The organism is Algoriphagus sanaruensis, assembly GCF_001593605.1.
Classification (GTDB): Bacteria; Bacteroidota; Bacteroidia; order Cytophagales; family Cyclobacteriaceae; genus Algoriphagus; species Algoriphagus sanaruensis.
The window spans coordinates 2,526,574-2,550,833 of the sequence record NZ_CP012836.1 but is presented as its reverse complement, the minus strand read 5'-3'; the positions used below and the strand labels follow the sequence as shown (position 1 = coordinate 2,550,833).

Annotated in this window: 24 protein-coding genes and 1 riboswitch; of the genes, 22 read left to right on the top strand and 2 right to left on the bottom strand. The window is 40.1% G+C overall.

The features are described from left to right. Positions 1-70: 70 nt before the first annotated feature. Positions 71-232, bottom strand: coding sequence for a hypothetical protein (locus AO498_RS17205; RefSeq protein ID WP_157883975.1), 162 nt, complete (start codon positions 230-232; stop codon positions 71-73). Positions 233-338: 106 nt separating this feature from the next. Here AO498_RS17205 and AO498_RS11165 point away from each other — a divergent pair, with 106 nt between their 5' ends. From AO498_RS11165 to AO498_RS11110, 12 genes are all read left to right on the top strand, one after another. Further along, positions 339-1,022: an acetyltransferase gene (locus AO498_RS11165; RefSeq protein WP_067550431.1), complete on the top strand. Its 684-nt coding sequence runs from the start codon at positions 339-341 to the stop codon at positions 1,020-1,022. A gap of 39 nt (positions 1,023-1,061) precedes the next feature. After that, positions 1,062-2,255: an argininosuccinate synthase gene (locus tag AO498_RS11160; protein ID WP_067547469.1), complete on the top strand. Its 1,194-nt coding sequence runs from the start codon at positions 1,062-1,064 to the stop codon at positions 2,253-2,255. Then, positions 2,248-3,213 carry an N-acetyl-gamma-glutamyl-phosphate reductase gene (gene argC / locus AO498_RS11155; protein ID WP_067547466.1) on the top strand — a complete coding sequence of 322 codons (966 nt, stop codon included), beginning with the start codon at positions 2,248-2,250 and terminating at the stop codon, positions 3,211-3,213. Before AO498_RS11160 ends, argC begins: the two co-directional genes overlap by 8 nt. Before the next feature lie 87 nt (positions 3,214-3,300). Further along, positions 3,301-4,434, top strand: coding sequence for an aspartate aminotransferase family protein (locus tag AO498_RS11150; protein ID WP_067547463.1), 1,134 nt, complete (start codon positions 3,301-3,303; stop codon positions 4,432-4,434). Between the two features lie 27 nt (positions 4,435-4,461). Further along, complete coding sequence (locus AO498_RS11145; RefSeq protein ID WP_067547460.1) at positions 4,462-5,406, top strand: Rossmann-fold NAD(P)-binding domain-containing protein; 945 nt, start codon at positions 4,462-4,464, stop codon at positions 5,404-5,406. 22 nt (positions 5,407-5,428) lie between these two features. After that, the gene (gene argB / locus AO498_RS11140; RefSeq protein WP_067547457.1) at positions 5,429-6,229 is read left to right on the top strand and encodes an acetylglutamate kinase; all 801 of its coding nucleotides are present in this window, start codon (positions 5,429-5,431) and stop codon (positions 6,227-6,229) included. Next, positions 6,229-7,314, top strand: a complete 1,086-nt coding sequence (locus AO498_RS11135) for a M20 family metallo-hydrolase (protein WP_067547453.1) — start codon at positions 6,229-6,231, stop codon at positions 7,312-7,314. The genes argB and AO498_RS11135 overlap by 1 nt, the downstream gene beginning before the upstream one ends. Further along, positions 7,311-8,645 carry an argininosuccinate lyase gene (gene argH, locus AO498_RS11130; protein ID WP_067547450.1) on the top strand — a complete coding sequence of 445 codons (1,335 nt, stop codon included), beginning with the start codon at positions 7,311-7,313 and terminating at the stop codon, positions 8,643-8,645. Before AO498_RS11135 ends, argH begins: the two co-directional genes overlap by 4 nt. Before the next feature lie 102 nt (positions 8,646-8,747). Further along, on the top strand, positions 8,748-10,271 hold the full coding sequence (locus tag AO498_RS11125) for a SulP family inorganic anion transporter (RefSeq protein ID WP_067547447.1): 1,524 nt from the start codon (positions 8,748-8,750) through the stop codon (positions 10,269-10,271). 184 nt (positions 10,272-10,455) lie between these two features. Further along, positions 10,456-10,564, top strand: a riboswitch (SAM riboswitch). A gap of 183 nt (positions 10,565-10,747) precedes the next feature. After that, positions 10,748-12,052 carry an O-acetylhomoserine aminocarboxypropyltransferase/cysteine synthase family protein gene (locus AO498_RS11120; RefSeq protein ID WP_067547442.1) on the top strand — a complete coding sequence of 435 codons (1,305 nt, stop codon included), beginning with the start codon at positions 10,748-10,750 and terminating at the stop codon, positions 12,050-12,052. A 7-nt stretch (positions 12,053-12,059) separates the two neighbouring features. Next, the gene (locus AO498_RS11115; protein WP_067547440.1) at positions 12,060-13,112 is read left to right on the top strand and encodes a homoserine O-acetyltransferase family protein; all 1,053 of its coding nucleotides are present in this window, start codon (positions 12,060-12,062) and stop codon (positions 13,110-13,112) included. 189 nt (positions 13,113-13,301) lie between these two features. After that, entirely contained in the window at positions 13,302-14,918 is a 1,617-nt protein-coding gene (locus AO498_RS11110; RefSeq protein ID WP_148660228.1) for an amidohydrolase family protein, read from the top strand. An 18-nt stretch (positions 14,919-14,936) separates the two neighbouring features. Here the strand turns inward: AO498_RS11110 and AO498_RS11105 are convergent, their stop codons facing one another. Further along, positions 14,937-15,908, bottom strand: a complete 972-nt coding sequence (locus tag AO498_RS11105; RefSeq protein ID WP_067547434.1) for a tryptophan 2,3-dioxygenase family protein — start codon at positions 15,906-15,908, stop codon at positions 14,937-14,939. A 122-nt stretch (positions 15,909-16,030) separates the two neighbouring features. Between AO498_RS11105 and AO498_RS11100 the strand changes: the two genes are divergently transcribed. From AO498_RS11100 to AO498_RS11055, 10 genes are all read left to right on the top strand, one after another. Beyond that, on the top strand, positions 16,031-17,230 hold the full coding sequence (locus AO498_RS11100; RefSeq protein WP_067547431.1) for an acyl-CoA dehydrogenase family protein: 1,200 nt from the start codon (positions 16,031-16,033) through the stop codon (positions 17,228-17,230). Between the two features lie 50 nt (positions 17,231-17,280). Continuing rightward, entirely contained in the window at positions 17,281-17,880 is a 600-nt protein-coding gene (locus tag AO498_RS11095; RefSeq protein WP_067547428.1) for a hypothetical protein, read from the top strand. Further along, entirely contained in the window at positions 17,877-18,188 is a 312-nt protein-coding gene (locus AO498_RS11090; protein ID WP_067547425.1) for a DUF3817 domain-containing protein, read from the top strand. Before AO498_RS11095 ends, AO498_RS11090 begins: the two co-directional genes overlap by 4 nt. A gap of 3 nt (positions 18,189-18,191) precedes the next feature. Then, on the top strand, positions 18,192-19,208 hold the full coding sequence (locus AO498_RS11085; RefSeq protein WP_067547422.1) for a hypothetical protein: 1,017 nt from the start codon (positions 18,192-18,194) through the stop codon (positions 19,206-19,208). A 79-nt stretch (positions 19,209-19,287) separates the two neighbouring features. Further along, a complete protein-coding gene (locus AO498_RS11080) occupies positions 19,288-20,169 on the top strand; it encodes a CorA family divalent cation transporter (protein WP_067547419.1) in 882 nt (293 codons plus the stop codon). 60 nt (positions 20,170-20,229) lie between these two features. Continuing rightward, complete coding sequence (locus AO498_RS11075) at positions 20,230-20,619, top strand: hypothetical protein (RefSeq protein ID WP_148660227.1); 390 nt, start codon at positions 20,230-20,232, stop codon at positions 20,617-20,619. Between the two features lie 52 nt (positions 20,620-20,671). Beyond that, a complete protein-coding gene (locus AO498_RS11070; RefSeq protein WP_067547412.1) occupies positions 20,672-21,574 on the top strand; it encodes a bile acid:sodium symporter family protein in 903 nt (300 codons plus the stop codon). Beyond that, complete coding sequence (locus tag AO498_RS11065; protein WP_067547407.1) at positions 21,571-22,569, top strand: lysophospholipid acyltransferase family protein; 999 nt, start codon at positions 21,571-21,573, stop codon at positions 22,567-22,569. Before AO498_RS11070 ends, AO498_RS11065 begins: the two co-directional genes overlap by 4 nt. 73 nt (positions 22,570-22,642) lie before the next feature. Next, positions 22,643-23,737 carry a 4-hydroxyphenylpyruvate dioxygenase gene (gene hppD, locus AO498_RS11060; protein WP_067547404.1) on the top strand — a complete coding sequence of 365 codons (1,095 nt, stop codon included), beginning with the start codon at positions 22,643-22,645 and terminating at the stop codon, positions 23,735-23,737. 100 nt (positions 23,738-23,837) lie between these two features. Continuing rightward, entirely contained in the window at positions 23,838-24,245 is a 408-nt protein-coding gene (locus AO498_RS11055) for an HYC_CC_PP family protein (RefSeq protein ID WP_417876146.1), read from the top strand. Positions 24,246-24,260: the final 15 nt, after the last annotated feature.

The window sequence follows — 24,260 nt, the reverse complement described above, 5'->3', positions numbered from 1 at the left end:
GCCTTTTTCATTTTTCTTGAAAAAAAAATAAGGTTTGCGTCAAATTTTTGAAATAAACCCTTGCAATTGATTAAAGGAGGTACAACATTTGCACCCTCAAAACCATGAAATACACCAACGACATAGCGAAGCAGTTTTCTCTCGTCAATACAACGGTATTGTTGTCATTGGTTACTCCTAATTTTTCTCCTCTGAAGAGGTCTAGGCAGACTTTTAGGGTTTGACCCTGCATGATAGTTTGTTTTCCTACGTGGAAAACTCCCCTCGCCTACTAGTACCCAATCAATCCAATTCACTAAGTCTGTCTTCTTCAGAAACAGTTTAATTCTCGCATGTCCATGGAAGAAATTTCTTTCAAAATCATCGTTGCAGATTCTTCTCACAAGGTCTATTCAACTCAGATTACTGAGGAGATGGAAAATTCTGCAAAGGCTCGTGGCACCGGTATTGCCAAAAGAAGTCCTGCCTATGTAGAGACCAAAATGGATGAAGGAAAAGCAGTTATTGCTTTGACCTCCGATGGAGTTTGGGCAGGTTTCTGTTATATTGAAGCTTGGGGTCACGGAAAGTATGTGGCCAATTCTGGCTTGATTGTCTCTCCTCAATTCAGAAAGTATGGATTGGCGCGGAAAATTAAACAAGAGATTTTCAAGCTGAGCAGAAAGAAATATCCTGATTCCAAGATTTTCGGTTTGACAACTGGGGCAGCTGTGATGAAAATCAATTCCGAGCTTGGATATATTCCTGTTTCTTATGCTGATTTGACGGATGATCAGGAGTTTTGGAAAGGATGCCAAAGCTGTGTGAATTATGAAATTTTGATGTCCAAAAACCGTCAAAATTGCCTTTGCACCGCGATGTTATATGATCCGAATGCCAAGAAGAATCATACCGAAGAATTGGCTCTTAGAGAGGATTTCAAAAAAGAAATCAAACTCTTTGATCGATGGGTTCGCCTGAAAAAATTTGTCATGCTTAAACTCACAAAATCAAAGGATTCTGTGAAAAGTATATTCTTGTAATTCACTTCATCCCGTGATGGGACAAACCTACTAGACATTATGAAAAAAGTCGTTTTAGCATACAGCGGTGGTCTTGATACTACGTTCTGTGCTTTGCATTTGACCAAAGACTTGGGCTATGAAGTCCATGCAGCCATAGTTAATACAGGAGGATTTTCTTCAGAAGAATTAAAAACAATCGAAGAACGAGCAAAAACCCTAGGTGTAGCTTCCTTCACTATTTTAGACGTAGTGGATTACTACTACGAATCAGTCATCAAATATTTGGTATTCGGCAACGTACTTAAAAACGCCACTTATCCCCTTTCTGTATCTGCTGAGCGTATTGTGCAAGCCAAATCACTGGCTGACTATGCGAAGTCCATCGGAGCTAAAGCTGTTGCTCATGGTTCAACAGGAGCTGGAAATGATCAAGTTCGATTTGATATGATTTTCCAAACGATAGTTCCGGACATCGAAATCATCACACCTATCCGTGACTTGAAACTTTCCCGTCAGGAAGAAATCGAATACCTTAAAAAGCATGGCGTTTCCATGAATTTTGAGAAGGCCGCTTATTCAATCAATAAAGGAATCTGGGGAACTTCAGTAGGTGGTAAAGAAACCTTAACCTCTTCCGAGTATCTTCCTGAGGAAGCATGGCCTACGCAAGTGTCTGATCACGAGCCAAAAGAAATCAAATTGACTTTTGTTCAGGGGGAATTGAAAGGTGTGAATGAGGTTACTTATGAAAATCCAGTTGACGCTATTCTGCGAGTGCAAGAATTAGCTGCACCATTTGGAATAGGTCGAGATATCCACGTTGGCGATACCATTATAGGAATCAAAGGACGCGTGGGATTCGAAGCAGCCGCACCGATTATCATCATTAAAGCACACCAATTGCTTGAAAAACACACCTTGACCAAGTGGCAGATGTTCTGGAAAAATCAACAAGCTGAATTCTACGGAAACCACTTGCACGAAGGGCATTACCTTGATCCAGTGATGAGAAACCTGGAAGCTTTCTTGGCTAGTACCCAAGAATTTGTTTCAGGAGATGTTCGAGTTATGCTTCAGCCATACCGATTCACCTTGTTGGGAATCCACTCTGAGCATGATTTGATGTCCTCGAAATTTGGAAGCTATGGAGAAATGAACAAAGGCTATACCGGAGAAGATGTGAAAGGATTTACCCGAATCTTAGGTAACCAAACTGCTATCTTCCATAAAGTCAACAGCGGAAATGACTAAGATTAAAACAGCAGTCATCGGAGCGGCAGGCTACACTGGAGGTGAACTCCTTCGGATTTTGGTTCACCATCCGGCGGTTGAACTGGTATGCGTTCATTCCAATAGCCAAAAAGGTAAAAAAGTAATCAAGTCACATCCGGATTTGATCGGTGATTGTGATTTGATATTTACTGATGAAGTTCCAAGCGAAGTAGATGCTGTGTTTTTAGGATTGCCTCATGGAGAAACCAAAGGTTTTTTGGAAGCCCATACTTTTTCTCCAGAGACAATAATCATTGATCTATCCACGGATTTCAGAGATGAATCTCATGGATTTATCTACGGACTGCCTGAAGTAAACTCAGCAAAAATCAAATCCGCCAAGCGCATTGCCAATCCAGGTTGCTTTGCCACAGGAATTCAATTGGCTTTGGCTCCGGCCATAGCCAAAGGATGGATTAAGGATCAAGTGCATATTAGTGGGATTACGGGTTCGACTGGAGCAGGTAAAAAGCTTGCCGAAACCTCTCATTTTAGCTACCGAACAGGAAACATGTCGGTATATAAGCTTTTCACTCATCAGCACCTCAAAGAAATCAAACAAACCTTCAAGCAAATTAATACTGACTTTAATTCAGAATTGCTTTTCGTGCCTTATCGGGGAAATTTCTCTCGAGGTATCTGGGTAACGGCTTATTTCCCTTTCGCGGGTTCAGAAGCAGAAGCGATTTCAGCCTACCAAGAATTCTACAAGGACGCAGCTTTCACATTCGTTTCTACCCAAGATATTGATCTGAAGCAAGCTGTTAATACCAACAAGTGCCTCCTCTATGTTCAAAAAGAAGAAGGACAATTGGTGATTTATTCAGCAATAGATAACCTTCTTAAAGGTGCTTCCGGTCAAGCTGTGCAAAATTTCAATTTGGCTTTCGGGCTGGAAGAGAAGTTGGGACTCAATCTTAAATCAATAGCTTTCTGATTTCGGAAATGGGATTTCGGATTTCGGACCAAGCGAAATCATACATCCGAAATCCGAAATAAATCGAGCAGTAAATCTTAATCCTCCATGAATCTTTTCGACGTATATCCTCTCATTCCTGTTACCATTGACCGTGCAGAAGGTTGCCGGCTTTGGGACGATCAGGGGCAAGAATATTTAGACCTTTACGGAGGTCATGCGGTAATTTCAATCGGTCATACCCATCCTCACTATGTGAAGCGGATCAAAGACCAATTGGACAAAATCGCCTTTTACTCCAATTCTGTAGAAATCCCTATTCAGCAACAACTTGCTGAGAAACTCGGACATCTCTCTTGCCTACATGACTACCAACTTTTCTTGGTTAATTCAGGGGCTGAAGCCAATGAGAATGCAATCAAAATGGCCTCGTTTGTAACAGGAAAGTCTGGTTTTATTGCCTTCTCCGGTGCTTTTCATGGCCGTACTTCGGGAGCCGTTGCATTGACAGATAATCCCAAAATCGTGGCTCCATGTAATGCTCGGGATGATTTCCATATTCTACCTTGGGGTGATTTGGATGCTGTTGAAGAGGCTCTGAAATCAAATACCATTGCAGGAATTATCATTGAGGGAATCCAAGGTGTGGGCGGAATTCAAGTGCCTGAACCTGATTTTCTCCGTGGCATTTCCTCCTTGGCTAAGAAATACGAAGCCAAATTAATCCTAGATGAAGTTCAATCCGGCTATGGACGTACAGGACGTTTTTTCGCACATCAATGGGTGGATGGCATTATGCCTGACCTGATCACTATGGCCAAGGGTATGGGTAATGGATTTCCGATTGGTGGTCTTTTAATCTCGCCTGAGTTTAAAGCGAGTTATGGCTTGTTGGGAACCACTTTTGGTGGGAATCATCTGGCATGTGCTGCTGGATTAGCAGTTTTAGAGGTTTTGGAGCAAGAGAAACTTCAAGCCAAAGCCTTAGAACTAGGAGATCGATTGATCGAGGAATTGAAAAATATCCCTGGTATTACTGATATCCGAGGAAAAGGATTAATGATCGGAATAGATTTAGACCGAGATGCAGGCCCAGTTCGTAGTGAATTGGTGAAAAAATACCACATGTTCACCGGTTCGGCAGCTGGAAAACAGACAATCCGTCTTCTTCCACCTTTGTCTGTCGAATGGAATCAATTAAATTCGTTCTTGGTCGCTTTGAAGGAAATCCTTAGTAATTAAGGTTTTTAGACTTTTCCACCCCATCCCATGAAGTATTTTACACAGTTTGAATCAAAAGAACTTGGTCAAGAATTAATCGACCTCGCTTTAGTCTATAAAGCCAATCCCCTACTTGATCAGTTAAAAGGTCAAGGCAAACGTGTGGGATGTATTTTCCTCAATCCTTCTCTTCGCACCCGAGTTTCAACCCAAATCGCCGCCCAAAATTTGGGTATGGAGGCGATTGTCCTCAATATGGATAAAGAAGGATGGGCTTTGGAAATGCAGGAAGGAGCTATTATGAACAAAGGTACAGTGGAACATATCAAAGACGCTGCCGGTGTTTTGGGTTCCTATTTCGACATTCTGGCGATACGCGCTTTTCCTTCACTGACCAACAAAGAAGAAGATATGACTGATTTTATTTTTGGTCAGTTTATCAAATACAGTGGAATCCCAGTGGTCAGTTTGGAATCTGCTACCCGACATCCTCTTCAGAGTTTAGCTGACCAAATCACAATTCAAGAACATCTGTCAGGCAAAAGAAAACCAAAAGTTGTACTTACTTGGGGACCTCATATTAAATCAATTCCTCATGCGGTTGCGAATAGTTTTGCAGAGTGGTCTTTGGGTATGGGACATGACCTTACAATCACTCACCCGGAAGGCTACGAGCTACATGAGTCATTTACCAAAGGGGCTACTATTGAATATGATCAAGCCAAAGCCCTTCAGGATGCTGATTTTGTGTATGTTAAAAACTGGTCGGCATTCATTGACTATGGGAAAATTCTATGCACCGATGATCGTTGGATGTTGACTGAAAATCATTTCAGAAATGCTCCTGAAGGAAAAGTAATGCATTGCCTGCCTGTACGAAGAAACTTGGAGTTATCGGATGAAATTCTCGATGGTTCTCGATCTTTGGTTCAAAAGCAAGCTGAAAATAGAATCTATGCTGCTCAGGCAGTATTGAGCAAAATACTTGGATAATCTTTTTTTAACTCTCAAACCTATGAAGATCTCTATTATCAAAATCGGCGGAAACGTCATCGACTTTCCGGAGAAGTTGGATGAGTTTTTAGCCCTGTTTGCCAAATTTCCCGGACATAAAATACTGGTTCATGGAGGCGGTATATTGGCTTCCAGATTTGGAGAAAGTATGGGCGTAATGCCCGAAATGGTAGATGGTCGGAGAATTACTGACAAAGACACCTTAGATATAGTTACCATGGTGTATGCCGGTCTCATCAATAAAAATATGGTGGCCAAACTGCAAGCCTTAAAAGTGGACGCCATTGGCATGACAGGTGCAGATGGAAATTTGATTCGCTCGGTAAAACGTCCCGTAAAAGGTATCGATTACGGGTTCGTTGGAGATATTCAGGAGGTGAACATCGAACTACTTAATACCTTGCTGAGCGCAGGTCTTCAGCCGGTAGTCAATGCCATTACCCATGATAAAAAGGGCCAATTATTGAATACCAATGCAGATTCTATTGCTTCTGCCTTGGCAACGGGTTTGGCAAAAGATCATCATGTCAACCTTTATTTTTGCTTTAATAAAGCAGGGGTTTTAATAGATGAAAAAAACGAAAGTTCTATCATTCCTTTAATCAACGAGGACATTTATTCCGAACTACGAAAAGAGAATGTCATCCATTCAGGAATGATTCCTAAGTTGGACAATGCCTTTGATGCGTTAAAGAAAGGAGTTCAGCACGTCTGGATCGGCAAAGCTGAAAATCTCCTTTTGGCAGCCAAAGGAAAAACCTCAGGAACTACCATTGAGCGTCAACGATACGACTTATACTGATGGGAGAAACCAAAGAACTATTTCCTGAGGCCGTTGAGCTCCTTAAAAAGCTGATTTCCACTCCTTCCTTTTCCAAGGAGGAGGTTAAAACTGCTGATCTTATCCAACAATTTTTAGAAGGAAAGCAAGTGGAAATCCATCGATCAGGAAATAACATTTGGGCTTTTTCTTCAATTTATAACCCCAGCCTTCCAACGGTGTGGTTGAATTCCCACCATGATACGGTCAAACCAAACTTAGGCTATACCAAAGATCCATTTACTCCAATCATAGACGAAGGAAAGTTATTTGGCCTCGGGTCAAATGATGCCGGAGGGCCTTTGGTTTCATTGATAGCTACATTTTGCCATTTTATTGGAAAGGATCTTCCATTTAACTTGCTATTGATTGCCTCAGCGGAAGAGGAAATTTCTGGGCCAAATGGCATTGCTTCCCTAATTTCTCACCTTCCTAAAGCTGACTTAGCAATTGTCGGTGAGCCTACTCAAATGCGCTTGGCTGTTGCTGAAAAAGGACTGATGGTTATAGATGCAAAAGTTCATGGGAAAGCCGGGCATGCCGCACGTGAGGAAGGTGTCAATGCGATTTACCAAGCTTTGGATGATCTGGAAACCATCCGCAGTTTTAAGTTTAAAAAAACGTCAGCTTTCCTTGGGGCTACCAAAGTTTCCTGTACGGTGATCAAGTCAGGCCAACAGCATAATGTGGTTCCTGATCTCTGTGAATATGTTTTGGATGTACGGGTGACTGATGCCTACACCTTGGAAGAAGCTTTGGCTGAACTCCAGGAATCTTTGAAGGCAGAATTAAATCCAAGATCACTTCGTCTGCAGTCTTCCCATTTACCTGAAAATCATCTGATGTATCGAGTGGCAAAGGCCTTGGATTTAGATACTTTTGGCAGTCCTACCCTATCCGATCAAGCCTTGATTCCATATCCTTCGGTCAAGATTGGGCCTGGGGATTCTGCACGTTCCCATACTGCAGATGAATACATCTATTTGGATGAAATTCAGGCTGGAATCCAAGGATATATTGCAATTTTAAATCAATACGCTGCTTTCAGCAAAAAAATAGACCTATGAAAATCTGGCAAAAAGCTACCGATAGCAAAAAAGAAGTTGAACAATTTACCATCGGTCGTGACCCGGAATTTGATTTGATTTTAGCCCCATTCGATGTATTGGGTTCGATGGCCCATGCTGCAATGCTATCAGAAATCGGTTTGCTAACGGATGAGGAAAATCAAACCCTTCAAAAAGGATTAAAGGAAATCTATTTTGAAATTGAAAAAGGTCAATTTCAGATTGCCTCTGGGGTTGAGGATGTACATTCTCAGGTAGAGTTTTTATTGACTGAGCGGTATGGTGAAGTGGGAAAAAAACTCCACAGTGGGCGAAGTAGAAATGACCAAGTTTTGGTTGACCTGAAGCTTTATTATCGAGCAGCGATTCGGGAAATCATGGAAGAAACTCAAGTTTTGTTTGACTTGCTTTCTCAATTGGCAGAAAAGCATCAGCATGATTTGATGCCTGGCTATACCCATACCCAATTAGCCATGCCGTCTTCTTTTGGACTTTGGTTTAGTTCCTTTGCGGAAGGCTTGACCGAAGATTTGGGTCTCCTCAAGGCAGCCTTTGATCTAAGCAATAAAAACCCTTTAGGCTCTGCTGCTGGGTATGGATCAAGCTTTCCTTTAAATCGAACCTTAACGACCGAACTTTTGGGATTTGCAGATCTTCACCATAATGTGATCAATGCCCAAAATAGTAGAGGAAAAACAGAACGCACCATCGCTTTCGCTCTAGCTGGTATTGCTGGTACGTTGAACAAACTTGCCACGGACGTTTGTCTTTTTATGAATCAGCATTTTGCTTTTATTTCTTTTCCAGATGAATTAACCACTGGAAGTAGCATCATGCCCCACAAGAAGAATCCAGACGTGTTTGAACTGATTCGTGCCAAAACCAATCAAATTCAGGCGGTGCCCACTTCAGTAGGATTTCTATTAACAAATATGAGCACCGGTTATCATCGGGATATGCAGTTGTTAAAAGAAGAAATTTTTCCAGCTTTTGAAACCCTGAAAGCTTGCCTAAGCATGAATACGTTTATGCTTAAGGAAATCAGGGTAAAACAGGATATTCTTCAAAACCCATTTTATAAACATCTTTTCTCAGTGGAAGTGGTGAATGATCTCGTTCTTCAAGGAGTTCCATTCCGTGATGCTTACAAAAAAGTAGGCTTGGATATCGAAGCAGATCAGTTTACCCCAGACCAATCCCAAGTAAATCATTCCCACGAAGGCAGCATAGGAAATCTTTGCATGGATCAAATCAAAGTAAAAATGACTGCGCAATTAACGCAATTCAAGTTTGAAAAAATCGATCAAGCCTTTGCGAAGCTTTTAAAGTAAAAAAAAGAAGAATCTTCCTGAACTTTCAAATTCCTAAGATTTGATTCAAAATTCTTAAACCCGGAGCGATATTTCCAAGTTAAAAATGGGATTCTATTTCCTATGAAACCCATTTTTGGCTCTTCCCTTACCGGTGATATTAAATCCAGTTTTGTCGTTTTTTTAGTCGGTTTACCGCTGTGTTTAGGGATTGCGATGGCCAGTGGAGCACCTCCTATTTCAGGTTTGATAGCTGGCGTTATTGGTGGAATTGTTATTGGAATCCTTTCAAATTCCCAAGTCTCTGTAAGTGGTCCAGCTGCGGGCTTGACTGTCATTGTCCTTGATTCAATTTCTACTTTAGGATCATTCGAAATTTTTCTTGCAGCCTTGGTTGTTGCCGGTTTGATTCAATTATTCATGGGGGTAATCAAAGCAGGAATTATCGGTGATTATATTCCCCATGCAGTAATCAAAGGGATGCTTACAGCGATCGGCCTAATTTTAATCTTAAAACAAATCCCACATGCTTTGGGGTATGATAAAGATTACATGGGGGACCTTTCTTTTCAGCAACTCGATCAACACACCTCATTTTCTGAAATCTACTATGCCCTACTTTCATTTAATCCTGGGGCTTTGTTGGCAACTTTAATCTCGCTTCTTTTTCTTTTGATTTTTGAGCATCCTATAATAAAGGCAAATCAACTTTTTAGAATGATTCCTGGAGCGCTGTTGGCAGTAGTTTCGGGAGTTGGGATCAATGTACTTTACTTTCATTTTATTCCCGAATGGTACCTTTCAGGTGAAAATTTGGTTTCAATACCAATTTTAAACACGATAGGAGATTTTTCAGGATTTTTATCTTTTCCTGATTTTTGGGGGGTCTGGAATTCCAATTTTTGGCTAGTGGCTTTTTCTTTGGCCCTAATAGGAAGTATAGAAACTTTGCTTTCGATTGAGGCAGGAGATAAAATGGATCCTTCCAATCGAATCACCTCACCTAATCGGGAATTGGTCGCTCAAGGAATTGGTAATACGGTTTCTGGTTTAGTAGGTGGATTACCGATAACTGCTGTAATTGTGAGGACTTCCGCGAATATAAATTCAGGAGCTCAAACCAAAGCATCCACAATTTTACATGGTTTGCTATTGGTCGTATTTACTTTAACTATTCCAGATCTTTTAAATAAAATTCCGCTGAGCTCTTTGGCGGCGATCCTTCTTTCTGTTGGCTATAAACTCGCAAAACCTGCCATGTTCAATGAAGAATTTCAAAAAGGGATTCCTCAATTTCTGCCTTTTTTAATCACAGTAATTGTAGTGGTATTGACTGATTTATTGATTGGGATTGGAATTGGGATGACGGTAGGATTGATTTTGGCCTACCGACCACATTACAAGAAAGCAATTAACTTTTCGAAAGAGGATGAGACTTATCAATTCATTTTTGAAAACAAGACTACCTTTTTAAACAAGGCTTTCTTACGAAAAAAACTGGAGAAGATACCTGCAGGAAGTCAAGTTCTTCTGAAGGTGAAAGATGGAGTGTCTATCGATTTTGATATTTACGAGACAATAAATGGCTTTATTCAAACTTCTAATGGTAGAAACTTGAAAGTGAAGACTGAAGGATTGAAGATTTAACACAAGATTTTGAAAACAAAGGAATTGCAAATTTCAATCAAGCAAAGCTTTTTAAAAGAGTCCATTTAGAGGGTTGAATTTTTAATTGCTTTATAGCAACTGTAAAAAGAAAAAATGCCCTTCGTTTTGAATTTCGAGATCGGGGCTATTTCTTTGTGGCATCCTTTCACTTTTTTGGTGTGAGGATTTATAAAGAAGAGGCGAGAGACAGGCTCTATGACCCTCTGGCAACCTGGAAAGTCCAAGGTGCCAATTCCTGCCAAATGAGAAGGTCTCATTTGGAACTATAAATTCCTCGTATGATGAATAGGTACCTACACTCTTTAGTACGCACGGGCATTAAGCTCTTCTTCACCATCCTTTCTGAACTTGAATTACGTCGCTTCATTTCAAAGCGAATGCAAGTTTTTATGGTTTTTAAATTTTATCCTCATTCATTTTAAACATTCTACTCACAACCCTTTAACCTCAATTTTATGGCTACTAATTATCGATTTGAAACACTCCAGCTCCATGCTGGACAAGCTCCTGATCCAACCACTAATTCAAGAGCAGTTCCTATTTACCAAACTACTTCCTACACTTTCAATAGTGCCGAACATGGTGCCAACCTATTTGGATTAAAGGAGTTTGGAAATATTTATACTCGGATTATGAATCCGACTACGGATGTTTTTGAAAAACGTATTGCCGCTTTAGAAGGTGGAGTTGCTGCAGTGGCAACGAGCTCTGGGCAATCCGCACAGCTTCTTGCTTTACATAATATTTTGGAAGCAGGAGAAAACTTGGTTTGCTCCCCTTTTCTCTATGGAGGAACGTACAATCAATTCAAAGTTGCTTTTAAACGATTGGGTATTGAAGCTCGATTTGCCAAAAGTGATCGAGCAGAAGACTTGGAGAAATTAATTGATTCAAAAACCAAAGCAATCTACCTTGAAACTATTGGTAATCCTGAATTCAATATTCCAGATTTCGAGGCAGTTGGTACAGTTGCCAAAAAGCATGGGATTCCATTGGTAGTCGATAATACCTTCGGAGCTGGAGGATTTTTGTGTCAGCCTCTCGCTCATGGAGCAAATATCGTAACTGCTTCTGCTACCAAATGGATTGGTGGACATGGTACTTCGATCGGAGGAATTATTGTGGATGGAGGAAACTTCAATTGGGGAAATGGAAAGTTTCCTCAATTTTCAGAACCATCAGAAGGTTACCATGGACTGAATTTTTGGGAAGTTTTTGGTGAAAACAATCCTTTAGGCTTACCCAATATCGCTTTTGCCATTCGAACCCGTGTAGAAGGACTTCGAGATTTGGGACCTGCGATTAGCCCGTTTAATTCCTTCCTTCTTCTTCAAGGAATTGAAACACTTTCGCTTCGAGTTCAGCGAACGGTCGATAATGCACTAGAAATTGCAAAGTGGTTGGAATCCCATCCTAAAGTAGCCAAAGTCAATTATCCAGGATTAGCCTCTTCTCCATACCATGATCTTGCCAAAAAATACCTCAAACATGGTTTTGGTGGAGTATTGAGTTTCGAAATCAAAGGCGATAAAACTTCCACTTCTCAGTTCATCAATAACCTTGAATTGATTTCTCACTTGGCGAATGTTGGAGATGCTAAGACTTTGATCATTCAGCCATCAGCTACCACACACCAACAACTTACAGAGGAGGAACAAAAAGCTGCTGGAGTTACCCCTACGCTATTAAGATTGTCTTTAGGTATCGAGCATATCGAAGACATCAAAGCTGACCTTCAGCAAGCATTTGATAAACTTTAATTCCCGAATGAACCTAATCAGCGAATTTGCAGACTTAACTATGACGCAGGACGTTTTCCATTCTTCAGAGCCCTTAGGATTAGAATCAGGTGAATCATTTTCAAAGTTTCATCTGGCCTATACCACTTATGGTCAGCTCAATTCGGAAAAATCCAATGTGATTTGGGTCGTTCATGCTCTCACAGGAGATTCCAAAGCGGCAGAATGGTGGAGTGGATTAATTGGAGAAGATAAATATTATGATCCAGCAGACCACTTTATCATTTGTGCCAATCTTCTAGGAAGCAATTACGGCTCTACTAACCCTTTGAGTATTCATCCGGAAACGGGGAATCCTTATTTCTACAATTTCCCTCAGGTCACTCCGAGAGATCTAGCCGAAAGTCTGGAACGCTTAAGAAAACACCTTGGGTTAGATAAGATCAATACGCTGATAGGTGGATCTTTGGGAGGACAAGTTGCTCTTGAATGGGCTGTGACCTTGGGTCAAAAATTGGAAAATGCGGTCATTCTTGCTTCCACTCCAAAGACCTCTCCTTGGGTGATTGGATTTAATGAAGCCCAGCGAATGGCTATTGAATCCGATTGTACTTGGGGACAAGCTCAAGAAGATGCTGGCTTGAAAGGTTTGGAAACTGCGAGAGCGATAGCGATGCTTAGTTATCGTCACCCGGAAGATTTGAAAATAAAACAGTCTGATAAGGAAGAAAAACTGGATGGATTTCGTTCTTCTTCCTATTTAAGGTACCAAGGTCAAAAGCTTGCAAAGCGATTTAACGCGCTATCGTATTGGACTTTGACCAAAGCCATGGATAGCCACGATTTAGGTCGAAATCGAGGAGGAATTGAGGCTGCTCTGAAATCCATAGAAGCTAGAGTGCTAGCCATAGGCGTAAATTCAGACATTTTATTTTTGCCTAGTGAATCGCAGCAAATTAGCCAATTGGTAAAAAGAGGAACTTACAAGGAAATTCAATCCACAGCAGGTCATGATGCCTTTTTGATTGAGTTTGAGCAGCTGACCTATATTCTGAAGTCTTTTGAATTAGAGCATTCGTAAAAGCTAAAACATCAATTACCAAAGAGCTAGAGGTTTCACTTCTAGCTTTTTTTTGATAAATCGGAAAATCCAGCTTTGAGATAAAATCCTCAGATTGGTATTTTCGATCAATTTCCTGAAATTCATAAACTTTTGATTTAGAGATCTAATCAAAAGTTTTGGATGTCTTTTTAATTAAATCTGATTTTTATGAAACGGAAATTTTCAGATCTGCATTGCCACAACCACATGAGGGCTCATTTCCAAATGCAGGAAAAGAAAAAGAAATTTCTCCGAAAAGGAGAATTTAGCCCTTGGACCGTAATTGCCTCTAATTCAAAAGCAGTTGAAGACGGAAAAATGGGAGCCAGCTATAGTCAAATTGACCTTGTGAAATGTTGGAACTCAAATCTTCGATTGACATTCAATTCCCTTTATCCGCTTGAAAGGCAATTTGTCTTGGGAATGGATCCAAAAATTACTGAAGACAAATGGTATCATTTTTTAGCAAGAATAATCCTTGGAAAATCGGGCCTTCGAAGAGATTTGTTGCAAAGTGCCTACATGCGAATCCCAGACAAACTGGTGGACTATTTTCAATCTTCGGATTACGATTATTGGCAATCCCTCAATCGAGAGAAGGATTTTGTGTGGCTTGATTCAGGAAAAAGAATAGCTAAAAATGAAATCCATGTGTCCAGCGCTAAGCTGGGTGATAAAAAAGCAGCAGAAAAACGAGCTAAGGAAGATCCGAAATCATACATCGCCGAAAATGCATGTTATCGAATTCCAAAAGATCGTCAAGAACTCGAGCAGTCCCTATCCAATGACCAAGAAATTACCATGGTCATCACGATCGAAGGAGCACATGCTTTGGGAACTGATCGTGTAAAGTCTGTTCAGGATATTTCTGACCGTGTCCAATACATCAAAAATATGTGGGAGTTTCCGGTCTTCTTTCTCACGTTTGCGCATCATTTTGACAATCACTTGTGTGGTCATGCCCACTCTATCCCTGGAATGGGAAAAGTGCTGATGAAACAAAGACCTCACATGAATGAAGGATTTCGACGAAATGGTCATCGAATTATTCGCGAAATTTTGGGATTAAATAGCAAAGGGGATCGTGATGAATCCTTAGGATATCGAATTCTCATCGATGTCAAACATATGGCAGCTAGATCCCGAAAAGAATATTATGAACTCGTGAAAAGTTGTTTGACTAAAGGGGATCGAATTCCTGTTATAGGTTCTCATTGTGGGTACTCAGGAATCAAATCTTTGCAAGATCACATTGATTTAGAAAAGCTTGAAAAAGATGATTATACCGATCCTTCTGGCAAGTTTAACGCATGGAATATTAATCTATGCGACGAAGATGTGGAACTCATCATCAAAACGAGGGGATTGATTGGACTCTCTTTTGACCAGCGAATTCTAGGAATTACCTCAACTGATATTAAGGAGGATAAAACCAGACAGAATAAGAGAAATAGCATTCAATTAATCTGGGAAAATATCGAAGGCTTTGTAAAAAGTGCCTATCAAAATTCGAATCTAACTGAATCGGAAAAATCCAATATCTGGAAATGCTTAACCATAGGAACAGATTTCGAAGGATTAATTGATCCCGTCAACCCATACCCAACGGCCCTTAGCTTTGAATTCATGGCCAATGATTTGGTGGAAGTAATTGATCTGGCTAGAAAAGAATCAACTGCTCACCATTTACATCATTTTAAAAATCAAGATGAAGTTAGTGCCTGGGTGGATGACTTCTGTTACTACAATGCGGAATCGTTTCTAAAAGAAAATTATCCTGGATAAGAAAAGGGGTGATTTGCCTCACCCCTCTTGGACCTCGTTTCCAAATATTTCTTTCACAACCCAACCTTTGCCCCACTCCTCTCGCTCTTGTTCTGACCATAACTCAGGAAAAAAGATCACTTTTTGAAAACGAGGAGGAAGGTATTTCTGCCAATTGGTGCCGCCTGTCGCAGCAATATCTACGGGGTCACGCTGCAGATAGCGCACAGCAGATTTATAATGCGCCAATGGCCAAAATACATTTGCTTTCAAATCAAATTGACGCATTAATTCTTTTAACTCCTTTGAAGGAGTAACAAACTCCATGTATTTCTGCCAGAGATTTTTTCTCCGATAAGAATCAATTAATTCTTTGAGCTTTTTGCCGTATTTCAACTCAAAATTCTTCAAGGTCAACGTCTTTTCACTAGTCGCTAATTCAATCGCCCCCTGTTGCCAATATAAATGCGCAAACAAATCATCTGCAGGGCTGTGGTAATCAAATTCAGCACGCTTACTGAGGGTAACAAGGTGAAAAGCATCAGTGGCCATCAATTCAATTTCCCGAAACTGCGCGCTTTGAAAACCAGAAGAAGGAAGTAAGGACATTCGAAATTTAAGAAACTGCTCACGCTCCATTCCTTTCCACATCATTGCAAAAGAGCTGATCAAATGATTAAAATACATCAGGATTCGCTCTAGCCTATTTTTGAAAAAATCTTCTTGAAGTGGTTGTTGATCAGAAATTTGTTCCATTTCAGACAGAATTAATTTGAAGTATAATTCCGTGATCTGATGGTAGATGATGAAAATCTTTTCGTCTTTAAAACTAGTCTTTGGCTGTTGAAGAGAAAGTAAAGTGTCTAGATTAATGTATTCCCAATAGGTCAGATAATCTGCGTACAATAAACCTTCCAAATAGGAAAGCATATCTTGGCCGGAAGCTTTAAACTTATCTTGAAGTTGCTGGATTTTCTCTAAAATTTTTGGGTCAAATTGGGGATTTTGCATGTGTATTTTTTAAAAAAGATGGTTTTTTCAGAGGCTTTCTCCTTAATTTCGGAGGCGGCAACCGGACTATTTCCGAGGCAAAAATGACGCATTCCCAACGATAAACCAAATAGACTAAAGAGATGAATTCTTCACCAAAATCCCTAAAACAAGATCTTTTTGATGGGGTAGATTTCTTGGACATTGATGATCTACTGACCGAGGAGCATAAATTAATACGAGCAAGTATTCGAGATTTCGTTAAAAAAGAGATCTCTCCTTACATCGAAGATTGGGCTCAACGGGCCTATTTCCCATCCGATATTGTGAAGAAATTTGGAGAAGTAGGTGCTTTTGGCCCTCAGATTCCTGAAGCCTATGGAGGTGGTGGCTTGGATTACATCGCTTATGGGTTGATTATGCAAGAAATCGAACGAGGAGATTCTGGGATGCGCTCTACTGCGTCTGTTCAGGGTTCCTTGGTGATGTATCCAATCTATAAGTTTGGATCCGAAGAGCAAAGAATGAAATACCTTCCTAAGTTAGCTTCAGGTGAAATGCTGGGATGCTTTGGTCTGACTGAGCCTGACCATGGTTCCAATCCAAGTGGCATGGTCACCAACTTCAAGGATATGGGTGACCACTATTTGCTCAATGGAGCTAAGATGTGGATTTCTAATTCCCCACAAGCAGATATTGCAGTCGTTTGGGCTAAAAATGAAGAAGGAAGAATTCATGGATTGATTGTTGAGCGCGGAATGGAAGGATTTACCACTCCCGAAACCCATAACAAATGGTCCCTTCGTGCTTCCTGCACCGGTGAGCTTGTGTTTGACAACGTAAAGGTTCCTAAAGAAAATCTGCTTCCTGGAAAATCAGGTTTAGGAGCTCCCTTAATGTGCTTGGACTCTGCAAGATTTGGAATTGCATGGGGAGCTATTGGAGCTGCGATGGATTGTTATGAATCAGCAAGAAAATATGCGTTAGAACGCATTCAATTTGGAAAACCAATTGCAAGCTTCCAGTTGGTTCAGAAAAAATTAGCCGAGATGCTTACCGAAATTACCAAAGCGCAATTGCTGGCTTGGAAAGTGGGTAAAATGCTAAATGAAGGAAAAGCCAAGACCGTTCACATTTCCATGGCCAAGCGTAACAATGTCGAAATGGCATTAAACATCGCTAGAGAAGCCAGACAAATTCACGGAGGAATGGGTATCACTGGTGAATATCCAATTATGCGTCACATGATGAATTTGGAATCGGTGATCACCTATGAGGGTACTCACGATATTCATTTGTTGATTCTCGGAAATGAAATCACAGGAATTCAAGCTTTTAAATAATTGCTGAATCAGATTAATCTGTTAGCCCTTCAATCCTTACTATACATCGCATGGAAAACGAATCTTTAGAGTCAATCAGCTTATTTATTCCTGAAGAGATTTATCTGATTTCGGAAGAAAAAACGCTGTATGCCGAAAAGTTAATCCAAACGATTCCTAGCACTCCAACTGAAACCAAGGTAGAAGTTGTTAAAGCAGATTCACACGGGGCAGCCGCGGCAAATCCAGAAATATATGAAATTCAAAAGGAAGAGGCACCGCCTATTCCTGTTAAAGGAGGATTCACTAAAGGAATTTTGATCCTTCACGAAGAAGCCGAACTCATAGAGGGGCCTATGGATATGCTTTCTAAACTGGTCAATGCTGTTGGTCATTCGATGAGTGAGGTGGGATTGGTTTCTTCAGATAATTTAGCCGGAAGGACCATGGAGGAATTTCAAAGTTTGAATGCGCATATTGTCCTTCGATTTGGGAGAATCAAACATCCAATCAATGCCCTTCCAGCTCCACCTTATCAAGTATTTTCAGAAAATGAGACGGAGTATCTATTTGCAGATTCATTAACCGTCATTTCAGAGGATCAAGAATTAAAGAAAAAACTTTGGTCCTCCCTAAAAATTCTCTTCAACCTAAGCACTCCTAAAAAATGAATTCCGACCAAATCAAATGGGCAAGACGCTTCAAGTGGATCAGTCTAATTGAGGGACTCTCCTTTCTTGTTCTCCTATTTATAGCGATGCCTATGAAGTATGTACTCGATATTCCCTTGGCAGTGACCTATGTAGGTTGGGTGCATGGGATATTATTCATCGTGTATATCTACACTGTATTTCCAACGGCTAGCAAATTAAAATGGGAATTTGGAAGAACCTTTTTTGCATTAGTCGCTTCGGTTCTGCCTTTTGGTCCATTTATTTTTGACCGGAATTTGAGAAAAAACCAACACGTTAAATTTTGATTCATGGCGCTGATCAGTAAGAAAAAGATCATTTTTCCGATCAGCTCTGGATTGAGACGCTACCTGATCAAGTATTCTCGGGAGGTTGACATTCCCATTCACTATCATGAATTGCTCCGTTATTCGAATTCCATCGCATTGTATGATTCCAAGGATCAGGATACACTTTGGGAAACGGTATTTTATGATCAAAGTGATCGAGAAGAGATCCACTTAAACGTCAAGAAAATCTATGCCCTATTGAAGGCTGGTGGAGACATGAGTGTCATGGAGCACTTGTATGTGGACCGAATTGATCTCTGTATTTATGGGAATACACAACCGTTCAGAATCCGGATTGTAAATCGGATCAACGATAATTTTGACTATTTCTACATCAAACAGGCGGATGCTTCTCGAGTTTACGGTCTAGAACTTGAACACCTACTTTCTCCCAATCGAATCTCATACCTTGTTCACCAAAACACCCTAATTGAGGAGCATATTGCTGGAATTCCAGGAGATATTTTTATGCGTCAGCATATGTCTGACCCTCATCTAAATCCGATTCGATTAGCTAAAGAGTTTGTCAAATTCAATGAGCGTTGCTTTGTCCGGCTTTTGGGGGATATGCATTCGGCCAATTTTGTCATTGATGTGACGCCTGATTTTGAGGAGACTCATTACCGAATTCGGGCAATTGATTTCGATCAGCAGTCTTATGAGGGGAAAAAATCCATATATCTCCCTCAATATTTTAAAGAAAATAATGTCCTAATCGAGCTAGGCATGAAGTATATCACGCCGGAATCGATGCGACAATATCAGCGAGAAGAACGAGCTCTGATCGCAAAGCGAGTCAAAACAGCTCATAAAGAAATCGAAGATGTCCTGCGAGCGATGGAGCACGACCGGATTTCTAAACCTGAAAATGTGATTCAGCTCCGAGAAGCATTGGCTATTCACTATGGGGATCGTGGATTTGTAGAGTGTAAAAACATGGGCGAAATCCTCCGAAAGAGTTTGGAGCATGTCATCTGAGTAAGCTATTCTCCTACTTTTCAGGTCTTCTGCTTATTTTTTGTTAGCTTATTGGAAAGGAACATTTTTCTAATTTCTGATGAGTACACAACTTAAAAAATTCAAAAACTTCGAATGGCTGGATATTCAAAAGCCCAAAAAAGAGTTTTTTACCCCTTCCTCTTTACCCTTTCCGGTTGAATTTAACTTGCTGGAAGATGCCCTAGAGCATGGTCACCTTCCAAAAATTGAACATCAAGGAACACATCGATTTATTATACTGCGTGCATTTTCAGCAGAACCAAAAGCCAGTTCGACCGATTTAGCAAAACTTACTAATAAAATCGCCTTTCTTCTATATGAAAACTATTTGGTAACGATTCATCAAAAGCCTTTTGACTTTTTGGGATCATTGGAAGAACAATCTTTTGACTCAGCCGAAGACTTGATGTTGAAAATTTTTGGATTGATGTTAGATACCTATGAACGACCCTTGCAGTGGCTGGCTGAAAAAATGGATGAAAGCGAGCAGGAACTATTCGTTCAAAATCAGCAAAAGACTTCCCTTAAATCTTTATATTTCCAAAAAGCTAAAGCCAGAATTTGTCGGAAAGTGCTCCAACTTTCTCAAAATGTCCTCAATCAACTTGAGGTTAATGCAGCCCATCAATCGGCCCTACAAGATCTGAAAGAAACTACCCAAAGTTATTTGCTTCACTTCGACGAAGTGGTAGAAGACGCGCATTCTCTGATGCAAACTCATATGTCTTTATCCGCGCAAAAGAGTAATGAAGTCATGAAGCTTTTGACCATTTTTTCAGCCTTCTTTTTACCGCTGACGTTTATTGTTGGAGTGTATGGAATGAACTTCGACCATATCCCGGAGCTCCATTGGCAAAAGGGTTATTATTTCGCTTGGGGCATCATGCTGTTAATTTCTGTTATGATTTGGGTGTGGTTTAAGCGAAAAAAATTCATTTGACATTTATCGATTACTCATGATATACTAAAAATCAATACTAACCCAAAACCAGAACACACCATGAAAAAGCTGCTTGTCACCTCGATGTTCTTGTCCGTAATCTCATTTCAAATCTCGGCACAAGAGATTTCAACGATCAAACCCAATCCTATTTCATTGATCCTTTATCCAGAAATCTTTGAAATCTACGCGGTAGAAAATCAAGCTGATAAAGAGCAGGAGTCTTTTAATCAAGAATTGAACAATATGGGTTTGGTGGTTTTGAATTACGAAGGGTTAAACTTTTTAGTCAGAATTTACGATGATGCCACAGATTACGCGCTCCACAAAGTCAGTATTAAGCCTCTTTTAGAAGAATCCATTGAATCCCTGAAAGTTGAAAAGTTGGGGTCTTTTGGCTGGGAATACCTTCCTGATCCTTGGAAATATGCGATTTTGGCGAAAAGGTAATTTTCTAAAGTAAGCAGTTTGGATAATCCGATGTTTCCTTGGATTTTAGTGCATGTCATCACCCGATTCCCTTGACTCAATCCAGCTGAATTTCTCCGGAGGCGATTTGCTATTGCTCAATTTTGCCTTGGCTTTAATCATGTTTGGCATTGCCCTGGATTTAAAAGTCGAGGATTTCAAACAAGTAATTCGCTTTCCTAAATCCTTTTTTCTTGGGGTGATTTCCCAGTTCATTTTTTTGCCTGCATTTACATTTGGATTGGTGTATTTAATCTCCCCTCCTCCATCAGTGGCTTTGGGAATGATCTTGGTAGCTTCATGTCCCGGAGGAAATGTCTCTAATTTCCTTAGCCATCTATCCAAAGCCAATACTGCACTTTCGATTAGTTTAACTGCCTTTTCCACCACGTTTGCAGTAGTGTTGACACCCTTGAATTTTGCCTTTTGGTCAAGCCTTTATCCTCCTGGATTGGATTTGATTCGTCAAATCAATCTGGAAATTTCAGATGTCATAGTCACCGTAACCTTGATTTTAGGGTTACCACTTTTGGTAGGGATTCTTGTCAATCGATTTTTTCCAAAATTCTCGCTTCAAGCTTCCAAAATCCTAAGACCTTTAAGCATCTTAATATTTGTTGTATTTGTCTTGATGGCTTTCAAGGCCAACTTTGACCTTTTTACTGCTAATATTTCAAGAATTTTTGGATGGGTTTTAGCGCATAATCTTCTGGCGCTTAGCATCGGATATCTGACTGGATATCTAGGCGGATTACCCCAAAAAGATCGAAAGACTTTAAGTATCGAAACTGGAATACAAAATTCAGGTCTTGGCCTAGCCTTGATTTTCACCTATTTTGAGGGAATTGGAGGAATGGCAATCATTGCTGCTTGGTGGGGAATTTGGCATTTGATTTCCGGATTATCATTAGCTTCATTTTGGAGAAGAACTGCATGAAAAACCTATTGAATTCCTTTTTAAGGATTTGGGTAAAAATTGCCCTCCATTTATATTTTAGAAAAATCACCGTTGTCGGTAAGGAAAATATTCCCAAAGGCAAACCGGTTATTTTGGTAGCTAACCATCAAAATGCCCTCATTGATCCTCTTTTATTAGCGACTCATACCCAATTAAAACCTTGGTTTCTCACCAGAGCTTCGGCTTTTAAAAACTCCTTTGTAAGTAAGCTTTTGAATCTAATTCGAATGCTTCCTGTCTATCGAATTCGTGATGGATTTTCCTCCATTGCTCAAAATGAACAAATCTTTGCCCAGACCATCTCTATTTTAGCTCAAAATGGTTCCGTCATCATTTTTGCAGAAGGAAATCATTCTTTGAATCGGAACCTCCGACCTTTAAGTAAAGGATTTACCCGTATGGCTTTGGGATTATTGGAAAAATTCCCTAAAAAAGAACCTGTAATTCTCCCCGTTGCTATCGAATACAGCGCTCATAAACATCCTGGCAGCCATGTTAAAATCACATTTGGTCCTACTATTTCGGTATTGGCAGATACCCATCCAGGAAAACTGACTAGACAAGTTCAACAGAACTTGGGAGCAATGCTGGTGACTATTCCAGATGATTCGTATGAGAAGGATCTTAAGCGATTGATTGAAAATGGAATTGATCTTACAGATCGAATGGCTGTTAGCGATTTTTTAACTTATGGAGAAGCCAAATCAAAACTTCCTTTCTACTCTGGAATGAGGAAAAAAGTAATGAATCTTGTCCATTTTCCACTTTTCCTAATTTGGCTAGCAATTAGTCCTAAGATCGAGGACAGAGTATTTGAATCGACTTTTAAGTTTCTTATTGGGTTTTCACTTGGCCCTATATTCTATTTGTTATTGATCTTGGGAGTCTTATATAGTTCGGAACCTTCATGGTTTTTGACTTGGATGATTCTTGGGATTTTCTCCATTTTTTGGAATAAAAGTCCGCAAGAATAAGTTTGGGTGACCAAATTATATTTGGTTTAGTTTCTTAACTTTGTTCAAGAATTTAACCCAAATGTAACTGAATATGAACCATGATTTTCTTCCCATTAATGGGACAGATCACGTAGAGCTCTACGTTGGAAACGCCAAACAAAGTGCACTTTTTTACCAATATGCGTTTGGCTTTGAATTGATTGCTTATGCAGGTCCAGAGACAGGAATCAAAGATCGCGCTTCCTATGTCCTCCAGCAGGGTAAAATCCGATTAGTGCTCACTTCTCCATTAAATTCCTCAGGACCAATCGCTTCGCATATTTCCAAACATGGAGATGGGGTAAAAGTCCTTGCTCTTTGGGTAGATGATGCCGAAAAATCTTGGCTTGAAACTACTTCAAGATGCGCCGAATCTGCTGAGGCTCCGAAAGTTATTCAGGATGAATTTGGACAAGTGAAAGTCGCATCAATCAAAACCTACGGCGATACAATCCATACTTTTGTTGAACGAAATAATTACAAGGGAATTTTTCTTCCCGGATATAAAGCTAGAAAAAGCACTTATCAGGCAGAATCAATTGGATTGAAATACATCGATCACTGTGTAGGTAATGTCGAATTGGGAGAAATGAATCGCTGGGTTGATTTTTATGAAAAAGTCATGGGATTCAAATTGCTCATAACGTTTGACGACAAAGACATTTCCACCGAATATTCAGCATTGATGTCTAAGGTTGTTTCAAATGGAAACGGCTACATCAAATTCCCAATCAATGAGCCAGCTGAAGGAAAGAAAAAGTCTCAAATTGAAGAGTATCTTGATTTTTATGGAGGAGCTGGAGTTCAACATATGGCTATTGCCACAGACGACATCATCCATACGGTCAGTGAATTAAGAAGACGTGGAGTCGAATTTTTGGAAGTTCCGTCCACCTATTATGATGATTTGTTAGACCGTGTTGGAACGATTGATGAAGATCTTCAACCTTTAAAAGAGTTGAATATTTTGGTGGATAGAGATGATGAAGGTTATTTGCTTCAGATTTTCACCAAACCAGTTCAAGACCGACCTACCTTGTTCTTTGAGATTATCCAACGAAAAGGTGCTACCTCATTTGGCAAAGGAAATTTCAAGGCTCTTTTTGAAGCGATTGAACGCGAGCAGGAGCTCAGAGGTAATTTATAAATTAAAAAATTGGACTTTGGCTATTCCTGATTATAGCCAAAGTCCATATCTATTTTGAGCAATTTGAACTTCTCCTTCAAATTTCCGTACTTTTGACCTGTTGAAATCTATCATTTCCATATCGCTAGCCATTTTGATGCTCTTCTCGACTGTTGGAGTTGCGAAGACAACGCATTATTGCATGGGGCATGAAATGATGTCGGAGATTGGTTTTGGGGAAAAACACCTCAACTGTGGAATGGATAGTTCAGCAGAAAATAAGGACGAAAATCAATCCACAGACCCTAATTCTTGTTGCAAAAACATAACTGAGCATATCCAAGTAGATGAAGATATTCAGTTGAAGCATTTTGAAATCAAACTGAACCTTGATTTCACTTTTGCCTTTTTTAAAGTCGTTTTCTTTGGAATAAATTATTTACTTTCTTTCGAATCGGAAGTCATCCCCTATTTATCACCTACCCCTCCGGATGATCTTCATATTCTCTACGACACATTCTTGATCTAAACCAAAGGTTTTGGC

Bases quoted from the DNA above. Each gene is read 5' to 3' on its own strand.
- AO498_RS17205 (WP_157883975.1), bottom strand. From the start codon at position 232: ATGCAGGGTCAAACCCTAAAAGTCTGCCTAGACCTCTTCAGAGGAGAA.
- AO498_RS11165 (WP_067550431.1), top strand. From the start codon at position 339: ATGGAAGAAATTTCTTTCAAAATCATCGTTGCAGATTCTTCTCACAAG.
- AO498_RS11160 (WP_067547469.1), top strand. From the start codon at position 1,062: ATGAAAAAAGTCGTTTTAGCATACAGCGGTGGTCTTGATACTACGTTC.
- argC (WP_067547466.1), top strand. From the start codon at position 2,248: ATGACTAAGATTAAAACAGCAGTCATCGGAGCGGCAGGCTACACTGGA.
- AO498_RS11150 (WP_067547463.1), top strand. From the start codon at position 3,301: ATGAATCTTTTCGACGTATATCCTCTCATTCCTGTTACCATTGACCGT.
- AO498_RS11145 (WP_067547460.1), top strand. From the start codon at position 4,462: ATGAAGTATTTTACACAGTTTGAATCAAAAGAACTTGGTCAAGAATTA.
- argB (WP_067547457.1), top strand. From the start codon at position 5,429: ATGAAGATCTCTATTATCAAAATCGGCGGAAACGTCATCGACTTTCCG.
- AO498_RS11135 (WP_067547453.1), top strand. From the start codon at position 6,229: ATGGGAGAAACCAAAGAACTATTTCCTGAGGCCGTTGAGCTCCTTAAA.
- argH (WP_067547450.1), top strand. From the start codon at position 7,311: ATGAAAATCTGGCAAAAAGCTACCGATAGCAAAAAAGAAGTTGAACAA.
- AO498_RS11125 (WP_067547447.1), top strand. From the start codon at position 8,748: ATGAAACCCATTTTTGGCTCTTCCCTTACCGGTGATATTAAATCCAGT.
- AO498_RS11120 (WP_067547442.1), top strand. From the start codon at position 10,748: ATGGCTACTAATTATCGATTTGAAACACTCCAGCTCCATGCTGGACAA.
- AO498_RS11115 (WP_067547440.1), top strand. From the start codon at position 12,060: ATGAACCTAATCAGCGAATTTGCAGACTTAACTATGACGCAGGACGTT.
- AO498_RS11110 (WP_148660228.1), top strand. From the start codon at position 13,302: ATGAAACGGAAATTTTCAGATCTGCATTGCCACAACCACATGAGGGCT.
- AO498_RS11105 (WP_067547434.1), bottom strand. From the start codon at position 15,908: ATGCAAAATCCCCAATTTGACCCAAAAATTTTAGAGAAAATCCAGCAA.
- AO498_RS11100 (WP_067547431.1), top strand. From the start codon at position 16,031: ATGAATTCTTCACCAAAATCCCTAAAACAAGATCTTTTTGATGGGGTA.
- AO498_RS11095 (WP_067547428.1), top strand. From the start codon at position 17,281: ATGGAAAACGAATCTTTAGAGTCAATCAGCTTATTTATTCCTGAAGAG.
- AO498_RS11090 (WP_067547425.1), top strand. From the start codon at position 17,877: ATGAATTCCGACCAAATCAAATGGGCAAGACGCTTCAAGTGGATCAGT.
- AO498_RS11085 (WP_067547422.1), top strand. From the start codon at position 18,192: ATGGCGCTGATCAGTAAGAAAAAGATCATTTTTCCGATCAGCTCTGGA.
- AO498_RS11080 (WP_067547419.1), top strand. From the start codon at position 19,288: ATGAGTACACAACTTAAAAAATTCAAAAACTTCGAATGGCTGGATATT.
- AO498_RS11075 (WP_148660227.1), top strand. From the start codon at position 20,230: ATGAAAAAGCTGCTTGTCACCTCGATGTTCTTGTCCGTAATCTCATTT.
- AO498_RS11070 (WP_067547412.1), top strand. From the start codon at position 20,672: ATGTCATCACCCGATTCCCTTGACTCAATCCAGCTGAATTTCTCCGGA.
- AO498_RS11065 (WP_067547407.1), top strand. From the start codon at position 21,571: ATGAAAAACCTATTGAATTCCTTTTTAAGGATTTGGGTAAAAATTGCC.
- hppD (WP_067547404.1), top strand. From the start codon at position 22,643: ATGAACCATGATTTTCTTCCCATTAATGGGACAGATCACGTAGAGCTC.